Below are 24,159 nucleotides of genomic sequence, written 5' to 3' on the forward strand. Positions count from 1 at the left end.
TGGCAATGCTCGTCAAATCGTGCAACTCCGACTACTTTCGAAATCGTCTGAAGAAGATCCGCAAGTCTTGAACCATCAGGTCGGGAACCTCCATAGCAGCGAAATGGCCTCCATGGTCAAATTCGGTCCAGTGCACGACGGTGTGTTCACACTCCGCAAGAGAACGCACAGGCAGCGCCAAGTCGTAAGGAAGCACCGCCACGCCCATGGGGACAGGACACGGTCCCAAAGCTCCTTTCGATTTGAAATTCTCGTAATACAGACGGGCGGACGATCCCGCGGTGCCCGTCAACCAATACAGCATCACATTGGTTAGAATCCGATCGTCATCCACCCGGCATGCCGGATCGGTCCATTCCCAGAATTTTTCTGCGATCCATGCCAGTTGGCCGACCGGAGAATCGGTGAGCGCATAGGACAACGTCTGCGGCCGGGTCGCCTGCAGTCTCGCGTACCCTGCAGGAGCGGAACGATAGCGCTGAGACCGCTCCAGCCTGTCTCGGTCCTCCTGGGATAGTTCTTTCGGATCGAAGTCGTCGGCTGGAACGGTATGCAAATAGTTTACATGCACTCCGCACATATGCGCGCGGTCAACTTCCGCCAATGCTCGGGAAATGGCTGCCCCCCAATCGCCACCCTGAGCGCCGTATCGGTGATAACCCAGCCTTCTCATCAGTTCCGCCCAAGCCCTGGCGACCCTTTTGACGTTCCAACCCGACTCCCGGGTAGGACCTGAAAAACCGAAGCCGGGGATCGACGGGATAACCAAATGAAAGGCGTCGGCTGGGTCGCCCCCATGAGACCCCGGGTCAACAAGCGGTCCGACCATGTCGAGGAACTCGACGATTGAGCCCGGCCAGCCGTGGGTGAGAATAAGCGGCATCGCATCCTGCTCCGGAGAACGAACGTGCAGGAAATGAATGTTCGCCCCATCAATCGTTACAGTATACTGCGGAAAGCTGTTTAGCCAAGCTTCGTGTTTGCGCCAATCATAGGAGATGCACCAATAGTCCGCCAGCCTCCGGAGATAGTCTAGCGGCACTCCGTAATTCCAGCCTTCCTCTGCCAATTCGTCCGGCCAACGGGTCCGGGCTAGCCGGTCCCTAAGGTCGTCGAGCTCACTTTGCGGAATCTCGATAGAAAACGGCCTGATTTCCTCCTCGTATAATTCTGGATCATTCTTTCCTTTATAAAAATCCATACGATCAGCCTCCACTTCCATTTTCAATTTTTTGGGAGTTCTCCTCGTCATTTCAGCCAGCTTCCGAATCGTCCACGATACATCATCAATACTCCCAAAACGGCGACAGATTTGCCGTACACGGCGGTACCGACCGCGTAAAAAGCGAATCGATTGCCGATACCCAGCTCTCATGCGAGTAGGAAAGCCGGAACTTTTTCATGGAATGTCACCCTTTCCATTTGTTACGCCTTATTTTACAATCGAAAATAGATAAAGAATAATATATAGTTCTTTGTCTTTTCATTACATCAAGTGTATGGATATGGAGTGATTCCAATGGAGCTGCTGCAACTGAAATATTTCCGCACGGTTGCCAAATTGGAGCATATGACCAAGGCGGCAGAACAACTTCATATTGCACAGCCTGCTCTCAGCAGGACGATATCCAGACTGGAGGAGGACCTGAGCGTCCCCCTGTTTGATCGTTCGAACCGACAAGTTCGTCTTAACGCATACGGCAAAGTCTTTCTCGCCAAAGTCGAAGCTGCTTTATCTTCTTTGGAAGAAGGAAAGAAAGAAGTAATGGATATGGCAGGATTGGAACGGGGGATGATCAGCATCGCTACGAACGCGTTAAATCGTCTCTCGCCCGCTGTAACAGCTTTTCGCGAGCGGTTCCCGGATGTCCGCTTCCGTATCAAGCAGATTGCGCCTTCCGAGACATACAGCATTGCAGAGCTTTTGGAGCAGGGCATGGCAGATCTCGGGTTTGGACCGGTGGCTTTTCACAAGCCAGGTATTCGTGAATTTCCTGTGCTGCAGACAGAGGTCCACCTGGCCCTACCCCACGGCCACAGGCTGGAGCATCAGAGCAGCATTAGATTGGAGCAGGTAGCAGACGATCCTTTTATCGAATACAAGGTCGGACATCCGTTTCGCCAAGTCAATGACGAGATCAGTCGCAGAGCGGGAATCGAGCGGACCATCATCTGTGAGGTGGAGGAGCCCGCCGCTTTGGGCAGCTTGGTACAGGCAGGGCTAGGGGTCGCATTCGTCCCGAGATGCAAAGGGGATAACGTAACGCCGTATACCTTGCTGCCCATCGAAGGGCCGGATAACAAACGTTCCTTTTTCGTCGCATGGAATGAAGCGCGATATTTATCTAAAGCGGCGCGTGAATTTCAACATTTCCTTGTCGAGTATTATGAAGATAAGCAGGGGTGAACTTCCGTCATTCTTGGATCATCGGCATTCGTCAAATGGAATTGGGAGAACTCTGGTAGTTTGATGGTATAGAAGGCCAAGAAATTGAAAAAACTCAAGCGGCGATGCGCTTGAGTTTTTTCAAATCGGTAAAAGCGGCTATACATCACTGCGTGCTCGGAAACTGACATATTGCCTCTACATGTGTGGGTTGCGTAAAATGGACAATCCCTGATGTGGCAGTAATCGCTTAAGAATATCTTTTATTGTCTTTCGAGCCATCTGTGGGAAACATATCCACGACATTACTATTGGTAGGCGGGAGCATATCTACTAAATCGCACAAAAGCAAGGGCATTCTTTAACTCATATGGAACAAAGGTATCATCCTAACAACTCACGTATCCTTTCCGTGAGTATTATTTTTCTTGCATCATAAAATTTTTCAAAGTCTACTATTTCAAGTGAAACTTCCTGCGGAATCAAAGCCTGTTTACAAAATTTCGTCTTTTGCTCATCGTTCATATCATTGTAATAATCCACGAGACGCATATCACTTTTGCTACCATTACTTCTACCTTCAAGCAGATGTAGATTTGGTAGTCGATTTCTCATTCCATGCCATCTTTTCCAATCCTCTACAGCAACAGATACAGGTTTGCTTTCGCTAAATCTGCTATCCGGATGAAGATGGTCTTGTTCATATTTAAAGTTTTTATTTGTCCATTCAAGATTCAAGTAGTATAAAACTTCACCGGCAACTCTGCTGCCTTTTTCGGAGTTGAGTACATCTTCAATTTTACCATCTGTGACTCTCAAGTCATTCATCTGTTCGAGCATTTCAACAGTAATTTCATAATCAAAGCTATTAATATTACTCTTCATCTGTTGTAGCTTACTTGTAGTACCTGATTGGAAATAAGTGAAGAATATCGCCCTAAGCAAATAAGCACGAACACCCTTGATGTTTTTATCGTAATCAGGATTATAGTAAATATAATAGATTATCGGTAAGAGAACGTTCCAACTACTTGAAAAACGGCTTACATCAATTTTCATTTCCTTTAGCAGGCTTTCCAAATTTGTCAGTGCTTTTTTGAAACCACTCCAATCGTTTTTCAAATCCTCTGCAATCTTTTTGTTAATGTTGGATTTTACAACATCACCATACAGCATCAAAGCCGAACGGATAATAAAGTCCGTACCAAAGCCTGCATACGAGTCAACTAGAATTTTCCCAAACTCCGTTTTTGCACTTGGCCAGTATGCCTCAAGAATCGACATCGTTATTTCAGATTTACGTAGTGCTTTTCCACCACTATTGAACCTTACAAACATCTCAAGAGCATCATCTTGTTTCATGTCAATAATTTCTGTATATCTAACCAGCTTTTCAACAAAAACCTTAATATACAACTTTTGCAGAATGTTTCGTGCGTAATCCTTGCTGTCTGCCGGAACATTAGCAATGGCTTCTTCAATTGCTTTTTCTCTTGTAGTTTCATCCTGGAATTTCTTATCAAGAATATTTTTTATCTCAAATTGGGTTGGACTCAATCTTCCAATCTTTTCACTAAACTTAATATCGAATTTCTTACTGTTATACTCTTCCTCATCAACAGATATCTTATTCTTGTTAAGTTCTATCAGAAGTTTAGATACAATCTTATCCCCGGTCTTCTTTCTGGCATAATTTGGACGTATGTATGCTCCCCCGAACAATGATAGAAACAGTGATGTTAGCCTTTGCTGTCCATCCAATACCGCCGTATTGGTATTCTTAACGTTTATGCTTGTCAACTCATAATTAACACTATCAGCTTGTTTTTTGCTATCAAATGTAACCTCTGATAAAAAACTGCAAAAATAGGTATCCCATGTTACATTGGAGTCATCAACGTGCCAAAATAGAAACGTGGCAATAGGGTAATCCAACAAAATAGAGTCCCATAGTTTTTCAATCTGCTCCATACCCCAAACAAATTGCCTTTGAAACGCAGGCATTACATATTTTCCGTCCTTAATGTTTTGTAAAGCCTCATATATCGTTATACTGTTATCTATTAATTTGCTCATATTCGTACCTCTCAATCCTTAAATAACAAAAACTCGATTCGGCTTTAAAGTTCGGCATATTTCTTCAATCCCCTTCCATTTCCTGAATATCTTCACTTTTGTCTCTATAGTATCTGCACATAAGGAAAGCCTAAGCGCTGCTCTGAAATACTACCTTCTTTCAAGCCACACACAAAACTCCACATGTGTAGTGTGGGTAATTAGGACAATCGAGATGCACTACCAACAAATCAATATTGTCGGAATACCCCTCCAGCATCGAACTTCATCACATCATCGTAGAAGAACTCTATTCCATCATTTTCCCCTCGAGCTCTTCCAAAGCGGCTTGCTCCCCCATAGGGATTTTCTTTCTCTCCACCAATGCGTCAAGGGTTCGCTTCGCCTTACGCCCTTGACTCTATTGGCTTCGAAAAAGACGTCTCAATTAGGGGATGAAACCTTTTCATATATCGGTTGATTGAGTTTAGACTTAATCATTAGCCCCTCTTAATTTAAGTAACACTGTACACTCCACATGACTCGTCTGCGGAAACATATCTACCGGCTGCACGCTGACCAGCTCGTACTTCTTCAGCAATTGGGAGACATCCTTAGCCAGCGTGGACGGATTGCAGGACACGTACACGATCTTCTTCGGCTTCACGTCCAGCAGCGAGCGGATCAGCGCATCGTCGAGGCCGGTGCGCGGCGGATCGACCACGACGACGTCGGGGCGAACGCCCTGCTTGGCCCATTTGGGCATCAGCTGTTCCGCACGGCCGACGTGGAAGCTGGCGTTGGCGATGCCATTGTGCTCGGCGTTGCGGCGGGCGTCCTCCACGGCTTCGGGAATCAGCTCGATGCCGCGAACCTCGCGGGCATGGGGAGCCAGCCACAATCCGATCGTGCCGGTCCCGCAGTACAAGTCCAGCACCAGCTCGCTCCCGGTGAGTCCCGCCGCTTTCTTCACCTGATCATACAGCTTTTTCGTCTGCTCCGGATTGAGCTGGAAAAAGGCGCGGGCCGACAAGGCAAAGGACAGGTCGCCCAGTTTTTCCGCGATCGTCGGCTTGCCCCACAGCACCGTGGTTTTGTCGCCGAAGACGAGCGATGTCTTCTGGGTGTTCACGTTTTGCGTGATCCCCACGAGCTGCGGGAGACGAGTGCGAAGCTCAAGAATCAGCTCCTTTACGCGGGGAATGTCCGGTGTCGCAGTGACGAGCGTCAGCTGCGTCTCCCCCGTACCAAATGCGACCCGGGCCACGATCGTCCGGATGACGCCTGTCCGTTTGCGCTCGTCGTAGACGGGGATACCCAGCTCCCCGAGGATCTGCTTCGCCGTTTGCACGATCTCGCTGGTCGCTTCGTGCTGGACTCTGCAGCTATCCAGATCCACCAGCTTGTGGCTGCCTGTCTGATACAGGCCCGCGATGAGCTTGCCGTCCTGCTTGCCGACCTGAAACTGGGCTTTGTTGCGATACGACCACGGATTGTCCATGCCGATCGTCTCTGCGACAGGAGGATGGTCCAGCCGTGCGTATTTGCGCAGCGATTCGATGACGATTTCCCGCTTGCTTGCCAGCTGTGCCTGGTAATCCATGTGCTGCAAGCTGCAGCCGCCGCACTCCTCGTACACCGGACAGGGCGGGACGGTCCGGGACTTGGATTTTTCCACGACCCGTAGCAGGCGGGCGACCGCGTATTTCTCCTTGACCTGGGTCACTTCCGCATGTACGACTTCGCCTGGCAGCGCTTTGTCGACGAAGACGATTTTCCGTTTGAAATAGCCGATCCCTTCGCCGTTGATACCCAGGCTTTTGATGGTCAGGGTCATTTGTTGGCCGACGCGGATACTCGCTTCTTGTTGGTGGTTCATTCTGCTCCGTTCTCCTTCATAGAAATGCTCTTCCTATTATAGAGGATATTGCGGGGGCTTGCATGCGCGGCTTCGGCCAGCCAGGGCGCTCACAGATAATGGCAACTTCCTCCCTTGCCGCGTTTTTGTTATAATAATGCGGAGAATTCAAGAGGGAGTTGTGACGCAAGATGCAAGAGCTATTTGACAAGATGAAAGAATACCTCAACATGGATACCGAGATTTCCTTTGAAGAGTTTGACGGATACTATAAAAAGGTGGTTGCGTTCCTGAACGACAGCTGGACAAGCTTGAACGAAGACGACACGATGCACATGCTGTTCGTCCTCGACAACCTCAAGTCCAACGGGGAAGACCGCGCCAAGCGCAAGACGAAGGAAGCGAAAAAGTACGCGAAGATGGCTCAGCGCACCGAGATCTGGGCAAACGCTCTCATCAACCGTCTGCGTGAGAACGGCTTGAGCGACGAAGAGATCGGCAAGCGTTACGAAGCGATTTACGAAGCTGTATAAGAATGGTCGGATCAGCGGGCAGCCGCTGCGTAGTGGAGAAAAATAAGTTGTATACTGAATGCGAATAATGGAAGCAGCGGCGGCCTAAGACCTGAAAATAAAGTCTTGGATTCGCCGCTGTTTTCATTCGATGACGACCGTGTGTTCAATGGCAAGGTTGAACGAAAAAGCAATGGTTCTGTTCAGCCGCCGTGCTCTTCCTTCCGGTTAGCAGAATCATCACTTGCGGGAGGCCGTGAAGGCTCGTCGAAGGAGATGGACTCCAAGGGTGTCGAAGGTAGCCAGGCGGCGAGTTCCTTCTTCTCGGTCCAAGCGTGCCGTGCGAGCTTGGGGCTGGTATTTAGGGTGCGTGTGATGGCGAACTCCGGTGCAGGTGTGGTCATGTTTTTGGTTCCTCCTTTTTGGTCATGGACCTGTGGCCGGGTTAAACTGACGGGCAGTCATACTGAAAATTTGAAACTTGGGATAAATTAATACAATACCTATTGGGTGATTATATTGGCTGAAAAAATAGTGATGTTTATATTATGTATTCCTTTATATGCTGTACTAATATGGACCTACTTTGACCCAAAGGAAAGTTTATTATGGGGAAAAAGGTGGATGTATAAAGAAGAGCCAGAAATATCTGAAGGAGCCATTCGCTATGCTAAAGCAGCTTCCGTAATTAGTATGATTGTACTTACTGCAATCTTCATATTTAGCTAACGGGTTCGTTAGCGTAATAAATCAGCGGCGAGTCTAAGGCTTTCTCTTCAAGTCTTAGGCCGCCGCTGTTTCCTTGATTCGCGTTCAGTCTAAAACTAGTTTTTCAGAGGCTGGAGATATTAAGCCAAGAACTTCCTGGGGAACACTTTGCATCCGCTGAAGTTGGTAGGATAAGGAATGGAATTTCTTGCACTCAACCGTTTGCAAAAAAATAAGAAGGAACCGAACCTTTTTCCGATAGCGAGACAATATAGTGTGTAAGCTGCTTACTCAGGAGGGCCCTCTGCATGCAAAGTGAATATATGTACCAATTACTCTTAAAAATGAAGGATGGTGATCAACAGGCGTTTCATACGATATATGATGCGACCTATCAGGACATATACCGGACAGTCTCTTTTCTGGTGGATCATCAGCAGGATCGGGAAGATGTCATGAATGAGATCTATATGCAAATGTGGACCTCGCTCGCTAACTACGATACGAACCGCCCTTTCCACTTCTGGCTCCACGGCTTGGTAATCCGCCAAGTGCAGAGGTTTCGGGTGAAGAGCTGGCGGAGATTCCGAATTTTTGAACGCATCCGTGCCTTCTCTCGGGAAGAGTCTCATTGGGATAAACCTGGTGTATTGACAGATGGGACGAACCAAATGATAGCGAAGGCAATCCAAAAACTGACCGACAAGCAGCGAGTGGTGATTATCCTCCGTTTTTTTCACGACTATGCGCTAGAGGAAATCGCGACATTGCTTGATATTCCGCTGGGTACAGTCAAGTCCAGATATCATGCTGGCCTCCAGGCGCTTCGAAAAAACTTATGGAATCTCCCCCCCGAAAGGATGGAAAAGGACAATGACTACTGAACGTAAAATCCGCGAACTTCTGAACAAAGAGGCAGAAACTATGGAGTGCCCTCCGGCCATTTCCAAACGAATAGAACAATCCTATTTTCAATATTTGCAACGGAAAAGGAGCGAAAGAACCATGAAAAAACGATTAATTGGTGGAATCGTTGCTGCTGTGATTTTGATTCCAACCGCAGCATTTGCCGCCCCTCCCCTGATTGAAATGCTTACTAGAACACCAATGACTGCTGAACAAGTCAAGGTGGATGAGGTTGGCAAAGCAACACTTGAGAAGCTGTATAGCGCATTTCCCGAAACAAAATCGTTTGAGATTATCGATGCAAGCAACCTTGGAGGAGACCCCGCTACATCAACCAAAAGGAAGGCGATTCAAACAAGCATTGTACTGCAGGAAAAGGGAGGAACCGGCAAAAAGATTACCCTTCATACAAATGGGATTACAGGTGAGATTGAACACGTGATTCAAGAGAATTGGGAGCCAAAGGAGAAGCCACTCATTGCTTTACCCGATCAGGAAATCAAGGCGAAGGTAGATTATCTGATTGATAAAATGTATGGCAGCATCGAAGAGTACGAGTTTGCTATGGAGCAAATGGAGAACCCAAATCAAAAAACGTATATCTTGAATTACACCAAAAAGGGATCAGAAGAACTGATCTACCAGGTATTTGTTCAGGGCAATAGAATAGATGTTACTCTGTACGGAGGTGAGCCTACACCTTCAAACCTTATTAAAGTAGAAGGTTTTTTCAATAGAGATGGGAAGCCCGATACTTTTGCTGATTCCTTTTTAAATGATGAAAAACTGTTTGCTTTACTACAAATAAGCCCAACAGAATTAAAACAAGAATTATCGAAAGGGAAATCTGTTGTGGAGGTTGCAGCCTCTAAAAATGTCTCTAGACAACAATTGATTGATGTCATTGCAAAAACTCAGGTTGATCGGGAACTTGAAGGTGCTGTTATTTCCGAGCAACAATTGTCACAAATGTTAAAAGGTATTGAACCTAAAGTAATATATGTTATTGAACACAAATCTGAAACACCATTGAAGAAGTAACAAGTCAAATCGGATGAGGGTGGCCGGTATCCTAGTTTACAGGAAACCGGCCAGTTTTATGGGCTTAGCGTACAAAGGCGGTTGGCGGTACCCCGACTGCCTTTCAACTGCCAGTCCGAAAGAGAGCTGACTATGCGCTCAGCACAATCTCTTTGACAATGCGTCCTTTCTCTCGATATAATGTGAAAAAATTTAAATCATTCGTTCGACTTTGCGTTGAAAAGGAAGAGTAGGAGCAGTGAGCCGCGTACAGAGAGCCGCCCCACGTGCTGAAAGGATGGTCGCCCAGCCTGCTGCCGAAAATCACCTTGGAGCGGTGTCCTGGAAAAGGAGCGGCTGTATTGTAGCGCTTCCCGAGTAGAGGACAACGGATTCGTCCCCGTTACCGGACGGGAGTTCCTCCATGAACTTCACTTGAGTCTGTTTTTCGTGAGGAAAGCAGAAACAGCTGAGTGGTACCGCGATGCTCTCGCCTCAGCCAGCCATGCGTGAAAAGCGCTGCTGGCGGGGCGGGAGCTTTTTTGCGTGAGCACGGAACGGAAGAATCGGGCCGAAGGATACAGGCAAAACAGGGAGAGAGGAGCATCACCCATATGCAAACAGTCAAAGTGGAAGACATCGTGGTGGCGAACCACGCGCTGAAGGACGTCATCGAAAAGACGCCGCTGCAAAAAAATAAGCTACTCTCGGAGAGGTACGGCTGCAACGTCTATCTGAAGCGGGAGGATTTGCAGGTCGTGCGGTCGTTCAAGATTCGCGGCGCGTACCATTTCATCCGTAGCCTGCCTGCGGAGGAGCGGGAGAGGGGCGTCGTCTGCGCCAGCGCGGGCAACCACGCGCAGGGAGTGGCATTTTCCTGCCAGCATCTGCAAATCAAAGGGACGATCTTCATGCCGACGACGACGCCGCGGCAGAAAGTGTCCCAGGTCAAGCTGTTCGGCGGATCCTTCGTGGAAGTGGTGCTCGTCGGAGACACGTTTGACGATTCGTTTGCGGAGGCAATGAAATACTGCATCCAGGAAGAGCGCACCTTTGTTCATCCGTTCGACGATCCGTTGGTCGTGGCGGGACAAGGCACCGTCGGCCTGGAGATCCTGAACGACATGGAGGAGCCGGCCGATTTCGTATTCGCGAGCATTGGGGGAGGCGGCCTTGTCGCCGGTATCGGGTCGTATGTAAAAGGCGTCAGCCCGGACACGCGGGTCATTGGCGTAGAGCCGGCCGGCGCGCCTTCGATGAAAGCGGCTTTGGAGCAGGGCGATGTCGTGACGCTGGACGAGATCGACAAATTCGTGGACGGAGCGGCGGTCAAACAGGTCGGACAGCTCACCATGACCATCTGCAAGGACGTGCTGGATGACATCGTGCTCGTGCCGGAGGGAAAAGTGTGCACGACCATCCTGGAGCTGTACAACAGCAGTGCGATCGTGGTTGAGCCCGCCGGCGCGCTGTCGATTGCGGCGCTCGATCTGTACCGCGAGAAAATCGCTGGCAAAAACGTGGTGTGCGTCATCAGCGGCGGCAACAACGACATCGATCGGATGCAGGAAATCAAGGAGCGGTCCTTGTTGCATGAAGGGCTGAAGCACTACTTCATCATTAATTTTCCGCAGCGCGCGGGGGCTTTGCGCGAATTTATGGAAAAGGTGCTCGGTCCGCATGACGACATCACCCGTTTCGAATACACGAAGAAGAACAACAAGGAAAACGGCCCTGCGCTCGTAGGCGTCGAGTTGAAATGCACGGAAGACTATGCGCCGCTCATCGCTCGAATGAAGCAGCACGGTATCCGCTACGTGGAGATCACTCACGATCCGTTTCTGTTCAACCTGTTGATTTGAACAGAGTGTGTTACAACAGATTGCGAATTTGCAAAAATGTATGAATACAGCGAAAAAGGGAGCAAATGGCCGTAAACGGGAGCGAGGAAACGATAATGCGGCGTAATGTATTATAACAAACTTTTATAAAACAGATCCTGTTGTAATACAATACAGATAACAACACAACAGGGGGTTTTATCGATGACGCCAATCACGACTTTCTTCCGCAACCTGGAAGCCAAATGCTGCGCGGCTTGCGGCCAAACGATCCACGAGCAGGCAGAATCGTACGCGAATGAATGCTCCGACTGCCAGGAAAAGATGAGCTACGACGCCTACAAGTATTATCATTTGAAAAAATGATGAGGCGAGATCATACGTGAGGTGTACCCGATGAACAGAGGGGTGCGCCTTTTTTGTTTGCAGGGAAAGGCGTCCACTCGGCTGCTGCTCGGCTGTGGGGCAGATATCAACGGGCGGCGGGAGGATCGGGAGGGCAAACGCAAAAGCCGCTGAGGATCAGTCCGCAGCGGCTTTTGCGCTCCTCGTCAGCGTTGTCTGGAGGAGCCGGAAGGGGCATAGGCTTGTTTTTTGACGTAGTCGATCAGGCCGAGCTGAAATCCTTCCTGGGTCAGAAGGCGCTGGGCCTCGTACGTCCCCGAATAGAACGCTTGCACGTTCGGGTCGTTTTCCAGCACGTGCCTGCAGGCTTCGTCTGCGGACAGCTCCCTGTACCAGTCGGACTGCTTGATTTGGGAGACGAGATCGTCATAGGCAGGCTCGGGCTTTTTCCACGGGTTCAGCCGATGGATGATTTCCCCGAAGATCGCGACTACGATTAAAATTCCGATGAGAAACATGGCTGTCACCTCGAAGGTTGGTTCCTCCTCATGTTACCACTTGGCTGCCGGGCTCTGCCACGGGGAAATAAGGGAGGCTTGCAAAACAGCGGGAAAGCGGGCATTCTAGGGAGGAACAGGAAGGCGGGGAAAGAAGACGCAGGTAAGAGGAGGGAGAGCATGTTTCATCCCCTGGTGTTTGACAATATTCGGGTCGTTCTGGAAGGGGCGGTGTACGACCGTGACTTCGAAGGCGCGATCCTCATTACGGGACGCTCCGATGTCATGGATATGGCGACGTTTCAGCGCCTGTTTCAGATCGAGTTCAAACCGGCCGACGCTGTGGACCGGGATCCGGCAGTGCTGGCGCAAATACAGCTGCGCACCCAGCTGGCAGACATCGCTTCCGAACAGCTGGAACAATCATTGACGGATCACATCGGCTGCACGATTTGCATCCATTTCCACCTGCCTCTGACGGATTGCGGCAAGATTCCGGATGAGGCGAAGGCAATTACGGAAATGCTCAATGATATTTGGGGGCATCGCCCCTACATTACCCACACCGTACGGGCACGAATGGAGGAGAAGCGGTTCGAGTGGCCGCCCCAGCGGATCGAGAATCAGGTGACCCTCGACTTTCATCGCAAAATCGACGAAGGCAACATCGATGATCTGAGAGGGCTGATCGACCACACTGTCCAATCGCTGCTCACCTTGCAAGCGTACGTGGAAAAGCAATCGAAATAACGTAGAATCAGGCATTTACATTTCCACCAGACCGTATTATTATTTTGTTAACCTTATTATATTTTCAGTTAACAAAATGGAGGCTAGCACGCATGAGAAACGAACGTTTGAGATGGTTGCTCTTATCTGCTATTTTTGCTGCGATTACGGCGGTATTGTCCCAGCTGACCATCCCGCTCCCGTTCATTCCGATCACTGGACAGACGCTGGCAGTCGGACTGACCGCTACGATCCTGGGAAGCCGCTACGGCACCTTGGCTCTGGTCATTTACACCCTGCTCGGGGCTGTCGGGCTGCCTGTTTTTACAGAGGCAAGCGGCGGGCTGCAAATCCTGGCGGGCAAAACAGGCGGCTACATCTTTGGGTTTATTTTGACGGCTTTCGCGACGGGGCTGATCTTGGAAAAGGCGGGTTTTACGTTGAAAAACGCCATCCTCGCAAATATCGTCGGCATGTTCATCACGCTGGCCTGCGGTTCGGTGCAATTGAAGTACGTCCTCGACATCCCGTGGGACAAGGCGTTTGCCTTTGGCGCGACTCCGTTCCTGGTCGTGGGTGTCGTCAAGGCGGTGCTGGCGGCCCTCATCGGCATCAAGGTGCGGGAGCGTCTGATCTCAAGCCGGCTGCTGCGCCTGAAAGAGACGTCCGTTCACTCCTGAATACGAAATCCGTGTCTGCCATCCCGATTCGGGGTGGCTTTTTCTTTTGAATAAACCCCCTTTGGTGCCAGATACTATCGGGAGAAAGCCATGCATACCAGGAGGACACGATGACCCAAACGATTACCGGCCCAAAAGGCCTGCCGATTTCCGGCAATCTACTGTCATTTCGAAGGGATCCACTGCAGTTCCTTCGCACGTCGGCGAAGGCGTACGGCGAAATTGCACACTTGCGCTTCGGTCCCAAGCGGCATGTCTACCTCCTCACCAACCCGGACCACATCAAAGAAGTGCTCGTCAGCAAGCAGGCCCACTTTCGCAAAGGAAAAGGACTTCAAGTAGCCCGCGCCGTCGTTGGCGATGGAATTCTCACCAGCGAGGGCGAAAAGCATATGAGGCAGCGCAGGTTGATGCAGCCGGCTTTTCACCGGGAGCGCATCGCCGCTTATGGCGGCGCCATGGTCCGGCAGGGAGTCGAGCTCATGAGAGAGTGGAAGGACGGGGAAGTGCGCGACATCCATCACGACATGATGAAGGTCACCCTGGCGATCATCACGGAGACGATGTTCGGGAGAAGCGTCAAGGAAGGAGCGGATGAAATCGGACACGCGATCGACATCGGGCTCAGGTACGTTGCCAACAAAGCGTCCTCCTTCATCGACGTTCCGCTCTCGGTGCCGACCCGCAGCAACCGGGAATTCCTCGAATCGAACGAGACGCTGGACAAAACGATTTACGCATTGATCGAAGAGCGGCGCAGCAGCGGCCAAACCGGAAACGACTTGCTCGGCATGCTTCTGGCAGCGCGAGATGAGGACGACGGGAAAGGAATGACCGACGAGCAGGTGCGCGACGAGGTCATGACGATTTTTGTGGCTGGCCACGAGACGACCGCGAATACGATGTCATGGATTTTTTACCTGCTTGCGACCCATCCGGAAGCGGAGCAAAAGCTGCATGACGAGCTGTTCAGCGTCCTTGGCGACAATTTGCCGACGGTAGAAGACATTCCGCAGCTTACGTACACCAACTTGATCGTTCAGGAAACGCTGCGGCTCTATCCGGCTGCTTGGACGATCAACCGGGAAGTGGTGGAGCCAGTCGAAATCGGGGGGCATATGTATCAGCCGGGCGATACGCTGATGATGAGCCAGTACGTGATGCACCGCGACGCCCGCTTTTATGAAGAGCCGGATTCGTTTCGGCCGGAGCGTTTTGCCGGCGATTTGCTGAAACGGATTCCTGCCTACGCTTACTTCCCGTTTGGCGGCGGTCCGCGTATTTGTATCGGAAACAACTTTGCGTTGATGGAGGCGGCTTTGCTGCTGGCTACGATCGCCCAGCGCTACCGGATGAGGCTGACCTCACCGGATCAGGTCGTGGAGCCGGAGCCGCTGGTGACGCTGCGTCCGAAAAACGGACTCCCCATGCGGCTGGAGAAGCGGACGTAGGAGGATGAAAGGGAGCAAAAGGCCAAAAAAAAAGGCATCTTTTCACGAACGGAATGTGCCGCTGTGTGTCAGATACCGAACTGGGGGTTATTTATCACTGAAAGCAACATGCTTACGAGAAGTACTATATCAAACAAAAATAAAGAGTATGTTAACTGGATATAAATCAAAATAAACTAGTTATGGTAGAAGGGGATGGTGAAGGAGAAACTGCTTCCTATCCCCAATTCGCTGATGACGCTCATCTCCCCGCCGTGACGGCGCACGATGCTCTGGCAGATCGTAAGGCCGAGGCCCGTTCCGCCGCTGTTGCGGTTGCGCGATTTTTCCGCCCGATAAAACTTGGTGAACACCTTGGGCAAATCTTCAGGGGAAATCCCTTCGCCTTTGTCGATCACGGAAAACAGGACGTGGCCTTCCCGCTGATCGCACGTGATCAGGATCGAGCCGTTCGGCTTGTTGTAGTAGATCGCATTGTTGAGCAGATTTTCCATGACCCGGCGCAGCTTTGCTTCGTCCGCATCGATGTGCAGCTCGTTCGACACCCGCAGCTTCCATTGGAAACCGAGTCCGGCTTCCTGGATGCGGGTCACGTAATCCTCGATAATCCCTTTCATGAAGCCTTTGACGTGGATGCGGCTGATGTTCAGGCGCACCTCGATGCTCTGCTGGGTGTAGTCCTGCAGCTCATCCAGCAAGTCCTCCAGATCAGCAGTCTTGAGCTCGATCTTTTTCATCTGCTTCTGGATCCGCTGCAAATCGGTTACGCGGCCGGAGCCGATATAGGAAGCGTACCCTTTAATTGTCGTCAACGGAGTGCGGAAGTCGTGGGCAATAGCGGCAATCAGCTCAGACTGGCGCTCCTCGGAAAAGCGCAGCTCGTCGACCATATCCCCGAAGTAGCGGAAGAGCTGGCCGAATTCATCGTGCGAGCGGTAGGTGAAGGAAACAAGCCGCTTGCCTTCCCGAATCTCCTGCGTTACCCGCGACAGCTCGCTGACGGGCCGCAATATCCAGCGGACGAACAAGGCCAAGAGGATCAGGCCGACAAGCAAAATGCTCCCGTAAATAAACCAGAGCATCATGGACACGCCCTTCGTCGCCATGATGTCGTAGTCGTCCGTGTAGAAGTAGATGACCGTCTCGCCTTCGTGGGGTGGCTCGTGCTGGAAATGGTATTCCGCAACGACTTTCAAATCGCTGTTTTTGGCAGAAGGTCGGTTGGGAGCAGACGGGGGGATTTTCAGGTTGTAGGCTTGCGAGACTTTGCTGTAAAGCGTATTGCCATTTGCGTCCTTCACGACCATCCGGTACATGACATCCTCAGGCAATTGCCTCTCCAGCTCCTGGCGCTCCGTCGGGTCCCTGAAATTGCTCATGCGCAGCAATTGGTTCAGCCGTACCTTTTCTGCCGTCTCTTTTTCATACTGGTACTGCGTATGCCGGTCGTTTTTCAACTGTTCGACGATGATGTCCTCGAAGACAAACTTGAACAGCAGAATGTTCAGCGCGAGCAAGGCAATGAAAGAAACGAACAGTTTGTTGCGCAAGCTCATTTACAGTTTCTCCCCGATGAATACGTAGCCTGTCCCCCATTGTGTCTTGATAAATTGACGATTCATCTCCAGCTTTTCCCGCAAGTTTTTGATGTGAACCGTCACCGTGTTGAGAGAACCGTAGCCATATCCCCAGACACGGTCGTAAATTTGCTCGCGGGTAAAGACGATGCCCGCATTCTCTGCCAAAAACGTAAGCAGCTGAAACTCTTTGGTGGACAGCTCGATTTTTTCGTTGCTGACATAGACCGAATACGTCTCTTTATGGATTTCCAAGTCCTTGAATTTCAATACGGTAATCGGCGAATGCCCCGCATCTTTCTCTGGCTGTTCCTCCGTATGCTTGCGAATGCGCTCGTAGCGGCGCAGGTGAGCCCGGATGCGGGCCAGCAGCTCTTCCGTATCAAAAGGCTTGGTGATGTAGTCGTCTGCTCCGATCTCAAACCCGACGACCTTATCGACCGCTTTGCCTTTGGCGGAGAGGAACAGGATCGGCAAATCCCATTCCCGGCGGATTTGCGAGCAGAGCTCGTAGCCGCTCATGTTGGGCATCATGATGTCCAAAAGGATGAGGCTGGGCTTGACCTCCCCGTGCATGAGCAGGGCCAGCGCATCTTCCCCGTTCTCCGCCTTGGATACTTCAAATCCTTCGTTCTCCAATATATCTTCCAGCAATTCGATAATTTCCTGGTTGTCGTCCACAATCAGTACGTGATCTTTCACCGGTACTCCCCCCAGTTCCTTCTATATAATAAGATTCGCACCATAGCGATCAAAATAATTTAATTACACTCGTCTATCATACCATGCCTGGTGCGGGTAAGGGCAAGTAAACCATGGAATCCTATCATGCGTTGCGCATAAGTAAGGTCACCTCTTGACACCAGGTCTTAAATTTCGTCAGAAAAAGCCAGAGACATCTCGTCCCTGGCTTTTATTTTTTGCCGAACTACTGTTTTGGTGCTTGGTTTTCCGGCAGCGATGCAGCTTGCACCGTTTCTTTCTTCGGAGTCTCCGTCTTGGCTACCAGAGCGGGTACGTTCAAGCGCTTGGCTCCTACGTAACGCTTGCTCCAGTAGTACGGGTCGCTCAGCTTCGTGTTCACGACGCCGCGACCGGTCTCCGAGTGCACGAATGTGCCGTTCCCGATGTAGATGCCGACATGCGACACGCTGCGGCCGTTGGTTTGGAAGAAGACCAGATCGCCAGGCTGCAGATCTTTCTTGGCGACAGGAGTTCCCAACTCGTACTGGGCAGCAGAGTTATGCGGCAGATCTACACCTAACGCATCAAATACATAGCGCGTAAATCCGGAGCAGTCAAAGCCCTTTTTCGATGTGCCGGAAGATTTGTAAGGGACGCCGTACAGGTCGCTCACCACATCTGTCAGAGGAGAGGTTGTCTCCTCGGCAGCTTGTGCAGCGCCGGCCCCCATTGCAAGCAATCCAGCGATGAACAAAGAAACTACCAACTTGCGCAAAAGAAACTGCTCCTTTCAGAAGCCTACGAGGTTAGCTGAAGGGTTCGGTCGAAAGGACTCCCTAGGCTGCCAAGAATCGCAACCATTCACCCCAGAAAAACATGGTTCCCCCGTTTCCGCCAAGCGGAACTCGGCTATTTTCGATGTTTTTTTACACGCACTCCGATAGGAATTCAACCCTAGTCCTGATTTTCCTTTTTTTTTATCGTTTGTTCACGTTTTTGTCACAATATTTTGTCTGATCTTGTAACGAAATGGCTCGACAATGCAGGACTTCGTCTGACAAGGGAGAGGGAAAATGACTTGTCCGATTAGGGCAGGAAGCGGCATCCGTCCAAGGACGGAGACAAAAACCAACCGCTCGCCCGTTATGGGCGAACGGCGCATGGGGATACAATAAGGCCATAAGGTTCACACCTGCACCAACTGATGGTGAATGGAGGGAAGCAAGGAATGAGCGAACGGTCTGGAAAGTTTCTGCTCGGGCTGGTTCTGCTGCTGATCGGCGGGTTGGTCCTGCTGGATCAACTGGGAATTGACAGCGGAGATATTTTAGGGCTGCTGGTTCCCGGCGTGATCATGCTCTACGGAGCGAGAAAAGTACTTGGGCATGGAGGATCCCGATTTTGGGGAGTGCTGGTCTTCCTCTTTGGTCTCCTGATGCTGTTTGGCAAGCTGCATCTGCTGTTTCACAGCATCCTGGCCATCGGGGTGATCTACCTAGGCTACCGCTTGATCCGGCCAGCTCCGACCCCCAAGGAAGGACCTCCCGAATGGGAAAGACAGTGGGCAAAAAGTGTTTTGAAAGAAGACGTGTTGGATCGCTGGGAGAAAAACGCAACGAGAAATCAGCCGTAACGATGAAAACCGCAGTTTTTGGAACAACCTATACGATGTGATATGATGAGGAGGAAATGAGAAATGAGTATCTTTAGACGTTTGCGTGACTTGACAGTAGCTTCGGTGAATGATGCGCTGGATTCGATGGAAGATCCGGTGGTTATGCTGAATCAATACATGCGTGACATGGAAGTGGAAATTGGCCAGGTAGAGGTAGCAGTCGCCCGTCAGGTGGCGTTGGAAAAGAAATTCCGCCAGCAATGGGAGGAAGCCCAAAGTCTGATTGAAAAGCGGGATCGCCAGGTGAAGCTGGCTCTGACGGAAGGAGAAGACGAACTGGCTCGCCGGGCGCTGGCCGACAAGAAGCAGTATGAGGCGCGGGCACAGGAATACGAGACGCTCTACTTGACTGCCGCAGATGCCGCCGCCCAAATGCGTGAAAAACTGGCGGAGTTAAAAGAGGAATTTTATAAGATGCGGGCGAAAAAGTTTACTTTGATGGCACGAGCTCAAGTAGCTCGTACACAAAAACAAGTAAACCAAGCCGTAGTCGGGATGGGCAATCAGACCGCCGGCAAAGGCTTTGCCCGCATGGAAGAAAAAGTGATGCGCATGGAAGCGGAGGCACAAATCAGCGGCCAATGGAAACAGACGGCTTTCGGATTGGACAACGCACTTTCCGGCCTGGAAAAAGATGACTTGGATGCCGAACTCGCCAGTATCAAAGCGGCAATGCAGGACAAAAAAACATCGGCGTCTCCAGAGAATCATTCTTGATAGGACAGGAACTGGAGCACCGCATGTAGAATAGATTGTGGCAATCAGGCAGCCTGGATGACAGGCTGCTTTTCCCCTAGGAGGTTCTATACTTGATAGATTTCTTGGTCTTTTTGCGAAGGTTTATCGCTGAGCCTGGCCGCGTCGGCAGTATCACCCCCAGCTCGCGTTTTTTATGTGAGCGCATGTTGAGTCGGATCAATTGGGGCTCGACCGATGTGATCATGGAGCTGGGACCGGGAACGGGTGCTTTCACCCAATCCATCTATCAAAACATACGTCACGATACCCAGTATGTACTCGTGGAACGCGATGCCCAATTTCGATCCATGCTGCATTCCCGTTTTCCCGATGTGACCATCCGGGAAGAAGCGACCATGTTGAGTCTCTACTTGGAGGAATTGAAACTTGGCAAGGCGGACGTGATCGTTTCGGGTCTGCCGTTTGCCAACTTCCCCGAAGAGCTGCGGGCAGCCATTCTCGATGAAGTGCAGTCTGTGCTGGCTCCCGGCGGGCTATTCATTACATTCCAATATTCGCTACAACTCCAAGCTGAGCTGCAGGAGAGATTTTGCTGGGTGGAAACCGATTTTACCCTGTTGAACATCCCGCCTGCATTCATTTATACATGTCGTAACGGACAGAAGTGAAATCAATCGGCATGGGGCGTAAGAGAGGAGACTTTCGTGAAGCTGTCCCGCGTGCACAAAATGTTGGCTGGTGTCCTGATCATTTTGACGGGTATTGGTCTCTTTTTAGACAGTTTAGGTATCATATCGTTTGGTCTGTTCAGCCTCTGGCCGATGCTGCTGGTCTACTTTGGCCTTCGCCTCTGGAGCCAGAATAAACGAATCGGCGGCGGCATTTTGTTTTGTTTGGGAATCATCATCGCGCTGGATATGTGGCTTGGCATTGGCATCGATGACTTGTTCAAGCTCGCTGTACCCGCTTTGTTCGTCTACTTCGGTTTCCGATTGATCCGGGGAAAGCCGCTTGAGAAGCAGCCACGTGAGAAGCAGCCGCGTGTTGGCAGATTCGAGAACGACGAGGCCGAGAGGGAAGCTTCAGAAGCCCACGCTTTCGTAAGCGAGGCGCCGAAAGAAGGCCCGATCCGCCGCGATGGCAAGACGTTACCAAAAGATTCCCGCAGTTCGTTGATTGGAGACTTTCATTTGACTTCCGGTCGGTTCGAGCTGAATCAGATGTACGTCTGGCACGGAATTGGCGACGTCGTGATCGACTTGTCGCGGGCGATGCTGATGCAGGAGGAAGCGCAGCTCAGCGTGGAAGGCTGGATCGGCGACGTGACCATCTACGTTCCTGTCGACTTGCCCGTTTCGGTGTCGGCGGAGCTTTCCGTGGGGGACCTGGAAGTGCTTGGGAATCGCCAGGGCGGTATCAACCGCAGCATCATGATTCGCTCGGATCACTACGACCAGGCGCTGCATAAAGTGAGTTTGCATATCTCGCTGCTTGTCGGCGATATCAAAGTCAAGTACATCTAGGAGGTACTGGCGAATGCGTCGACAGCGATTAGCGAGTATTCAATGGCAAAGTGTCCGCTACGGCATGGGATTGTCCGTCGCGGCGGTCACTGTCGTGTTTGTCTGCTTTTTTTGGCTCCATTATTTGTGGAAAGACGATCCGAGTCTGCATCGCTGGTATTCGGCGCTGATCCAAGATTCGCAAGTGAGTCTCTGGCTCGCAGGCTATTTGGGCATCCGACTGCCCGAGGAGCCGGACTGGGTCATCCAATTGGCGGCAGCCGCTGTCTCACTGCCTGTCGGAGCGTTGGTCGGTTTGATCGCCTCCTATATCTACGGCAATCTGCTGAAAAAGAGGGTCAGCGTCCTGTGGGAAGCGGCGATGAAGCTGGGCAGAGGCATGCTTTCCTACCGCGTACCCGAATTGGGAGTGGATGAGATCGGCGAGCTGGGCTGGCAGCTGAACCGTCTGGCGTCCCAGTGGGAGGAGCAGGTTGCCTCGTTGCAGCGCTTGTCCAACCACAATGCGGCTCTGGCAGATCAGCTCAGGCAGGCAGCCGTGACGGAAGAGCGGCAGCGGCTGGCGAGGGAGCTGCATGACGCGGTCAGCCAGCAGCTGTTCGCGATCGCAATGACCACCGCAGCGCTGAAGCGGCTGATCGAAAAGAACCCGCAGCGGGCAGCCCAGCAGATCGAGCTGGTCGAGGAGATGGCGGCGGCGGCCCAGGCGGAAATGCGCGCGCTGCTCCTGCACCTTCGTCCCGCCACCCTGCAGAACAAGTCTTTGAAGGAAGCGATCATCGAGCTGCTGGATGAGCTGACCCGCAAAAACGACATGGAAATCACGTGGGAGATCGAGGCCGTCGAAGGTTTGCCCAGCGGCATCGAGGACCACTTGTTCCGCATCCTGCAGGAATCCCTCTCCAATACGCTCCGGCATGCGAGGGCGAGCCAGATCGCCGTCAAGCTCTTTACCTTGCAGGATCAAGTGCGGCTGCGCGTGACGGACGACGGAGTCGGATTCGATCCCGACGGGGAAAAGCTGACGTCTTACGGTCTGCGCAGCATGCAGGAGCGGGTGACGGAAGTGGGTGGATCCATGGAGATTTATTCAGCGATAGGAAAGGGGACGCAAATCGAGGTGCGGATCCCCCTGGTGTCACAGTCAGAACGGGAAGGGTGAGAAATTCGTGATTCGGGTATTGCTGGTAGATGATCACGAGATGGTGCGAATGGGGCTGGCCGCGTATTTGTCCACTGAGGATGACATCGAGGTCGTAGCGGAAGCGAGCAGCGGAGAAGAGGGCGTGCGTTTGACCGTCGAGCTGCGTCCGGACGTCGTTTTGATGGATCTGGTCATGGAGGGAATTGGCGGAGTCGAGGCCACCAGACGAATTCGCGAAGCTTGCCCTTCCAGCAAGGTGATCGTGCTGACGAGCTTCATCGACGACGAAAAGGTGTATCCCGTGATTGAAGCGGGAGCCTTCAGCTACTTGCTGAAAACGTCGCGGGCTGCGGAAATTGCCCGGGCAATCCGCTCTGCCGCGGCAGGGGAGCCTGTTCTGGAGTCTCGCGTGGCGGGGAAAATCATGGCGCGCTTCCGCCACGGACAAGAAGCCCAGCCGCACTTCCAGCTCACTCCCCGCGAGCTGGAAGTGCTCAAGCTCATCGGACAGGGGAAATCCAACCAGGAGATCGCCGATGAGCTGATCATCGGGATCAAGACGGTCAAAACCCATGTGAGCAACATTTTAGCAAAGCTAAACGTGGAAGACCGGACGCAAGCGGCTATCTACGTCCATACAAACAATCTGGGTTGACTGGCAGTTTTGGCTCACCTCCTCAGGAAGGGGGTGAGTTTTTTTTGTAGATGTGGTAAAGATAGTAAGTAATAGATTTGGAAAGGAGGGGACGGACTGTGAAGCAAAAACTCCAAACGCGCTCCAAAGTGCTCTTCGCTGACCAGGGCGTGGACATCGTCGGCGATGTTCACGGCTGCTACGACGAATTTATCGAACTGCTGATACGGCTGGGCTATGAGCGAAGCCAGGACGGTACGTATCGCCATCCCCAGGGCAGAAAGCTCCTTTCCCTCGGAGATATTACGAGCAGAGGCCCCTATTCTATCAAAATGCTGCAGTTTTTTATTCATCACCTGTCTGCGGGCTTGGCCGAGATGGTGGACAGCAACCACGGCTGGAAGGTCGCCCGTTGGCTGGATGGCAGACCTGTGACGCTGGCCCATGGCGACGAAAAGGTGGAGGAAGAATTTCGCGCCTATCAGCAAGAGTTTGGGCCGAAAAAGGCTTCCTTGCTGCGAGAGCAAAGCCGCAGGCTGCTTTTTTCGTCCCCGTCCCACATGATGATCAGGCGAAGCGACAAGCTCGTCGCTGTCGCGGTGCATGCGGGGATCAGGGATGACTACATCGGCTTGGAATCGCCGGCAGTTCACACGTTTTGCCGCTATGGAGATGTGGCAGGCACAGGTCCGGATGGCCGGCCGATCCGCAGAGAGTGGGCAAAGGAACGAAAAGCACGCGCCCCGCTGATCGTCTGGGGGCACGATCCTCGTCCTGAACCGCAAAGGGAAAACGGCACACTCAATATCGACCAGGGGTGCGTGTTCGGCGGAAAGCTGACTGCCTACCGCTTCCCGGAGGACGAATTGGTGAGTGTGCCGGCGAAGAAGAACTACTCGGGTCTGGCGGAAACGCCGCTGACGCGCTATACGGCAGACTGAGAATCCTGCTTTTTCTTGTTTCCTGACCTCGCTGCCGTCCACTGTTCAATGGTGTTCTTGGTCGAAGAGTGGATGCCGACGGTGGCGAGTCCCGCGGTGACCCCTCCCATCAACGCTGTCTTCCAGTCGAAGCCGGGGGCGTACAGCCATTGATTGACCAGGTACAACCCGACAATCAGGACTACTGCTACCCAGCTGCGCAGCTTTTTCGGGATGCGCAGGACGTCGGACAGGGTCGCGGTAGCCGCCAGGGCCAGCGCAATGATCAAGCCCAAATCGAATCCCACGTGGCGC

The 24,159-nt window shown here is 51.7% G+C and carries 25 protein-coding genes and 1 riboswitch; of the genes, 16 read left to right on the forward strand and 9 right to left on the reverse strand.

Annotation, left to right across the window (positions count from 1 at the left end; genetic code table 11):
- Nucleotides 1–31 precede the first annotated feature (31 nt).
- Nucleotides 32–1,201: an epoxide hydrolase family protein gene (locus RGB73_RS05695; RefSeq protein WP_310769938.1), complete on the reverse strand. Its 1,170-nt coding sequence runs from the start codon at nt 1,199–1,201 to the stop codon at nt 32–34.
- A gap of 318 nt (nt 1,202–1,519) precedes the next feature.
- On the opposite strand from RGB73_RS05695, the gene RGB73_RS05700 reads away from it, so the two are divergent.
- Nucleotides 1,520–2,407 carry a LysR family transcriptional regulator gene (locus tag RGB73_RS05700; protein ID WP_310769940.1) on the forward strand — a complete coding sequence of 296 codons (888 nt, stop codon included), beginning with the start codon at nt 1,520–1,522 and terminating at the stop codon, nt 2,405–2,407.
- A 363-nt stretch (nt 2,408–2,770) separates the two neighbouring features.
- Here the strand turns inward: RGB73_RS05700 and RGB73_RS05705 are convergent, their stop codons facing one another.
- Both RGB73_RS05705 and rlmD read right to left on the reverse strand, forming a co-directional pair.
- Complete coding sequence (locus RGB73_RS05705; protein WP_310769942.1) at nt 2,771–4,462, reverse strand: DUF262 domain-containing protein; 1,692 nt, start codon at nt 4,460–4,462, stop codon at nt 2,771–2,773.
- 472 nt (nt 4,463–4,934) lie between these two features.
- The gene (gene rlmD, locus RGB73_RS05710) at nt 4,935–6,320 is read right to left on the reverse strand and encodes a 23S rRNA (uracil(1939)-C(5))-methyltransferase RlmD (RefSeq protein ID WP_310769944.1); all 1,386 of its coding nucleotides are present in this window, start codon (nt 6,318–6,320) and stop codon (nt 4,935–4,937) included.
- Between the two features lie 170 nt (nt 6,321–6,490).
- Between rlmD and RGB73_RS05715 the strand changes: the two genes are divergently transcribed.
- On the forward strand, nt 6,491–6,832 hold the full coding sequence (locus RGB73_RS05715; RefSeq protein WP_310769946.1) for a hypothetical protein: 342 nt from the start codon (nt 6,491–6,493) through the stop codon (nt 6,830–6,832).
- Between the two features lie 182 nt (nt 6,833–7,014).
- Here the strand turns inward: RGB73_RS05715 and RGB73_RS05720 are convergent, their stop codons facing one another.
- Nucleotides 7,015–7,215, reverse strand: a complete 201-nt coding sequence (locus RGB73_RS05720) for a hypothetical protein (protein WP_310769948.1) — start codon at nt 7,213–7,215, stop codon at nt 7,015–7,017.
- Nucleotides 7,216–7,827: 612 nt separating this feature from the next.
- Between RGB73_RS05720 and RGB73_RS05725 the strand changes: the two genes are divergently transcribed.
- The 4 genes from RGB73_RS05725 (at nt 7,828) to yhfH (ending at nt 11,652) form a co-directional block, all read left to right on the forward strand.
- A complete protein-coding gene (locus RGB73_RS05725) occupies nt 7,828–8,403 on the forward strand; it encodes a sigma-70 family RNA polymerase sigma factor (protein WP_310769950.1) in 576 nt (191 codons plus the stop codon).
- Entirely contained in the window at nt 8,393–9,466 is a 1,074-nt protein-coding gene (locus tag RGB73_RS05730) for a hypothetical protein (protein ID WP_310769952.1), read from the forward strand. Before RGB73_RS05725 ends, RGB73_RS05730 begins: the two co-directional genes overlap by 11 nt.
- Nucleotides 9,467–10,059: 593 nt before the next feature.
- Nucleotides 10,060–11,307: a threonine ammonia-lyase IlvA gene (ilvA, locus tag RGB73_RS05735; RefSeq protein ID WP_310769953.1), complete on the forward strand. Its 1,248-nt coding sequence runs from the start codon at nt 10,060–10,062 to the stop codon at nt 11,305–11,307.
- 183 nt (nt 11,308–11,490) lie between these two features.
- On the forward strand, nt 11,491–11,652 hold the full coding sequence (gene yhfH, locus RGB73_RS05740; RefSeq protein ID WP_310769955.1) for a protein YhfH: 162 nt from the start codon (nt 11,491–11,493) through the stop codon (nt 11,650–11,652).
- 185 nt (nt 11,653–11,837) lie between these two features.
- On the opposite strand, the gene RGB73_RS05745 is transcribed toward yhfH, so the two are convergent.
- Nucleotides 11,838–12,149, reverse strand: coding sequence for a hypothetical protein (locus RGB73_RS05745; protein ID WP_310774154.1), 312 nt, complete (start codon nt 12,147–12,149; stop codon nt 11,838–11,840).
- 159 nt (nt 12,150–12,308) lie between these two features.
- Between RGB73_RS05745 and RGB73_RS05750 the strand changes: the two genes are divergently transcribed.
- The 3 genes from RGB73_RS05750 to RGB73_RS05760 all read left to right on the forward strand — a co-directional run bounded on the left by RGB73_RS05750 (nt 12,309) and on the right by RGB73_RS05760 (nt 14,988).
- A complete protein-coding gene (locus RGB73_RS05750) occupies nt 12,309–12,878 on the forward strand; it encodes a hypothetical protein (protein WP_310769957.1) in 570 nt (189 codons plus the stop codon).
- A 92-nt stretch (nt 12,879–12,970) separates the two neighbouring features.
- On the forward strand, nt 12,971–13,537 hold the full coding sequence (locus RGB73_RS05755) for a biotin transporter BioY (protein ID WP_310769959.1): 567 nt from the start codon (nt 12,971–12,973) through the stop codon (nt 13,535–13,537).
- A gap of 110 nt (nt 13,538–13,647) precedes the next feature.
- Entirely contained in the window at nt 13,648–14,988 is a 1,341-nt protein-coding gene (locus tag RGB73_RS05760; protein WP_310769961.1) for a cytochrome P450, read from the forward strand.
- A gap of 176 nt (nt 14,989–15,164) precedes the next feature.
- Here RGB73_RS05760 and RGB73_RS05765 read toward each other — a convergent pair whose 3' ends face one another.
- The 3 genes from RGB73_RS05765 to RGB73_RS05775 all read right to left on the reverse strand — a co-directional run bounded on the left by RGB73_RS05765 (nt 15,165) and on the right by RGB73_RS05775 (nt 18,024).
- Complete coding sequence (locus RGB73_RS05765) at nt 15,165–16,544, reverse strand: sensor histidine kinase (RefSeq protein ID WP_310769963.1); 1,380 nt, start codon at nt 16,542–16,544, stop codon at nt 15,165–15,167.
- Nucleotides 16,545–17,267: a response regulator transcription factor gene (locus RGB73_RS05770; protein WP_310769965.1), complete on the reverse strand. Its 723-nt coding sequence runs from the start codon at nt 17,265–17,267 to the stop codon at nt 16,545–16,547.
- A gap of 226 nt (nt 17,268–17,493) precedes the next feature.
- Nucleotides 17,494–18,024 (reverse strand): C40 family peptidase, encoded by a 531-nt coding sequence (locus RGB73_RS05775; RefSeq protein WP_310769968.1) that lies wholly within the window; start codon nt 18,022–18,024, stop codon nt 17,494–17,496.
- Nucleotides 18,025–18,028: 4 nt separating this feature from the next.
- Nucleotides 18,029–18,170: riboswitch (cyclic di-AMP (ydaO/yuaA leader) on the reverse strand.
- 307 nt (nt 18,171–18,477) lie between these two features.
- Between RGB73_RS05775 and RGB73_RS05780 the strand changes: the two genes are divergently transcribed.
- The 7 genes from RGB73_RS05780 to prpE all read left to right on the forward strand — a co-directional run bounded on the left by RGB73_RS05780 (nt 18,478) and on the right by prpE (nt 23,865).
- Nucleotides 18,478–18,882 (forward strand): LiaF transmembrane domain-containing protein, encoded by a 405-nt coding sequence (locus RGB73_RS05780; protein ID WP_310769971.1) that lies wholly within the window; start codon nt 18,478–18,480, stop codon nt 18,880–18,882.
- Nucleotides 18,883–18,945: 63 nt separating this feature from the next.
- Nucleotides 18,946–19,641 (forward strand): PspA/IM30 family protein, encoded by a 696-nt coding sequence (locus RGB73_RS05785; protein WP_310769973.1) that lies wholly within the window; start codon nt 18,946–18,948, stop codon nt 19,639–19,641.
- A gap of 92 nt (nt 19,642–19,733) precedes the next feature.
- Nucleotides 19,734–20,291 (forward strand): class I SAM-dependent methyltransferase, encoded by a 558-nt coding sequence (locus RGB73_RS05790; protein WP_310769975.1) that lies wholly within the window; start codon nt 19,734–19,736, stop codon nt 20,289–20,291.
- A gap of 36 nt (nt 20,292–20,327) precedes the next feature.
- Nucleotides 20,328–21,146 carry a cell wall-active antibiotics response protein LiaF gene (gene liaF / locus RGB73_RS05795; protein ID WP_310769977.1) on the forward strand — a complete coding sequence of 273 codons (819 nt, stop codon included), beginning with the start codon at nt 20,328–20,330 and terminating at the stop codon, nt 21,144–21,146.
- A 13-nt stretch (nt 21,147–21,159) separates the two neighbouring features.
- On the forward strand, nt 21,160–22,308 hold the full coding sequence (locus tag RGB73_RS05800; protein ID WP_310769978.1) for a HAMP domain-containing sensor histidine kinase: 1,149 nt from the start codon (nt 21,160–21,162) through the stop codon (nt 22,306–22,308).
- Between the two features lie 7 nt (nt 22,309–22,315).
- Nucleotides 22,316–22,945 (forward strand): response regulator, encoded by a 630-nt coding sequence (locus tag RGB73_RS05805; protein ID WP_310769980.1) that lies wholly within the window; start codon nt 22,316–22,318, stop codon nt 22,943–22,945.
- 98 nt (nt 22,946–23,043) lie between these two features.
- Nucleotides 23,044–23,865, forward strand: a complete 822-nt coding sequence (prpE, locus tag RGB73_RS05810; RefSeq protein WP_310769982.1) for a bis(5'-nucleosyl)-tetraphosphatase PrpE — start codon at nt 23,044–23,046, stop codon at nt 23,863–23,865.
- On the opposite strand, the gene RGB73_RS05815 is transcribed toward prpE, so the two are convergent.
- Nucleotides 23,850–24,152 carry a hypothetical protein gene (locus RGB73_RS05815; RefSeq protein WP_310769984.1) on the reverse strand — a complete coding sequence of 101 codons (303 nt, stop codon included), beginning with the start codon at nt 24,150–24,152 and terminating at the stop codon, nt 23,850–23,852. The genes prpE and RGB73_RS05815 overlap by 16 nt on opposite strands.
- Between the last annotated feature and the right edge of the window lie 7 nt (nt 24,153–24,159).

The organism is Brevibacillus brevis, from assembly GCF_031583145.1.
Classification (GTDB): domain Bacteria; phylum Bacillota; class Bacilli; order Brevibacillales; family Brevibacillaceae; genus Brevibacillus; species Brevibacillus brevis_E.

Bases quoted from the DNA above. Each gene is read 5' to 3' on its own strand.
- RGB73_RS05695 (WP_310769938.1), bottom strand. From the start codon at position 1,201: ATGGATTTTTATAAAGGAAAGAATGATCCAGAATTATACGAGGAGGAA.
- RGB73_RS05700 (WP_310769940.1), top strand. From the start codon at position 1,520: ATGGAGCTGCTGCAACTGAAATATTTCCGCACGGTTGCCAAATTGGAG.
- RGB73_RS05705 (WP_310769942.1), bottom strand. From the start codon at position 4,462: ATGAGCAAATTAATAGATAACAGTATAACGATATATGAGGCTTTACAA.
- rlmD (WP_310769944.1), bottom strand. From the start codon at position 6,320: ATGAACCACCAACAAGAAGCGAGTATCCGCGTCGGCCAACAAATGACC.
- RGB73_RS05715 (WP_310769946.1), top strand. From the start codon at position 6,491: ATGCAAGAGCTATTTGACAAGATGAAAGAATACCTCAACATGGATACC.
- RGB73_RS05720 (WP_310769948.1), bottom strand. From the start codon at position 7,215: ATGACCACACCTGCACCGGAGTTCGCCATCACACGCACCCTAAATACC.
- RGB73_RS05725 (WP_310769950.1), top strand. From the start codon at position 7,828: ATGCAAAGTGAATATATGTACCAATTACTCTTAAAAATGAAGGATGGT.
- RGB73_RS05730 (WP_310769952.1), top strand. From the start codon at position 8,393: ATGACTACTGAACGTAAAATCCGCGAACTTCTGAACAAAGAGGCAGAA.
- ilvA (WP_310769953.1), top strand. From the start codon at position 10,060: ATGCAAACAGTCAAAGTGGAAGACATCGTGGTGGCGAACCACGCGCTG.
- yhfH (WP_310769955.1), top strand. From the start codon at position 11,491: ATGACGCCAATCACGACTTTCTTCCGCAACCTGGAAGCCAAATGCTGC.
- RGB73_RS05745 (WP_310774154.1), bottom strand. From the start codon at position 12,149: ATGTTTCTCATCGGAATTTTAATCGTAGTCGCGATCTTCGGGGAAATC.
- RGB73_RS05750 (WP_310769957.1), top strand. From the start codon at position 12,309: ATGTTTCATCCCCTGGTGTTTGACAATATTCGGGTCGTTCTGGAAGGG.
- RGB73_RS05755 (WP_310769959.1), top strand. From the start codon at position 12,971: ATGAGAAACGAACGTTTGAGATGGTTGCTCTTATCTGCTATTTTTGCT.
- RGB73_RS05760 (WP_310769961.1), top strand. From the start codon at position 13,648: ATGACCCAAACGATTACCGGCCCAAAAGGCCTGCCGATTTCCGGCAAT.
- RGB73_RS05765 (WP_310769963.1), bottom strand. From the start codon at position 16,544: ATGAGCTTGCGCAACAAACTGTTCGTTTCTTTCATTGCCTTGCTCGCG.
- RGB73_RS05780 (WP_310769971.1), top strand. From the start codon at position 18,478: ATGAGCGAACGGTCTGGAAAGTTTCTGCTCGGGCTGGTTCTGCTGCTG.
- RGB73_RS05785 (WP_310769973.1), top strand. From the start codon at position 18,946: ATGAGTATCTTTAGACGTTTGCGTGACTTGACAGTAGCTTCGGTGAAT.
- RGB73_RS05800 (WP_310769978.1), top strand. From the start codon at position 21,160: ATGCGTCGACAGCGATTAGCGAGTATTCAATGGCAAAGTGTCCGCTAC.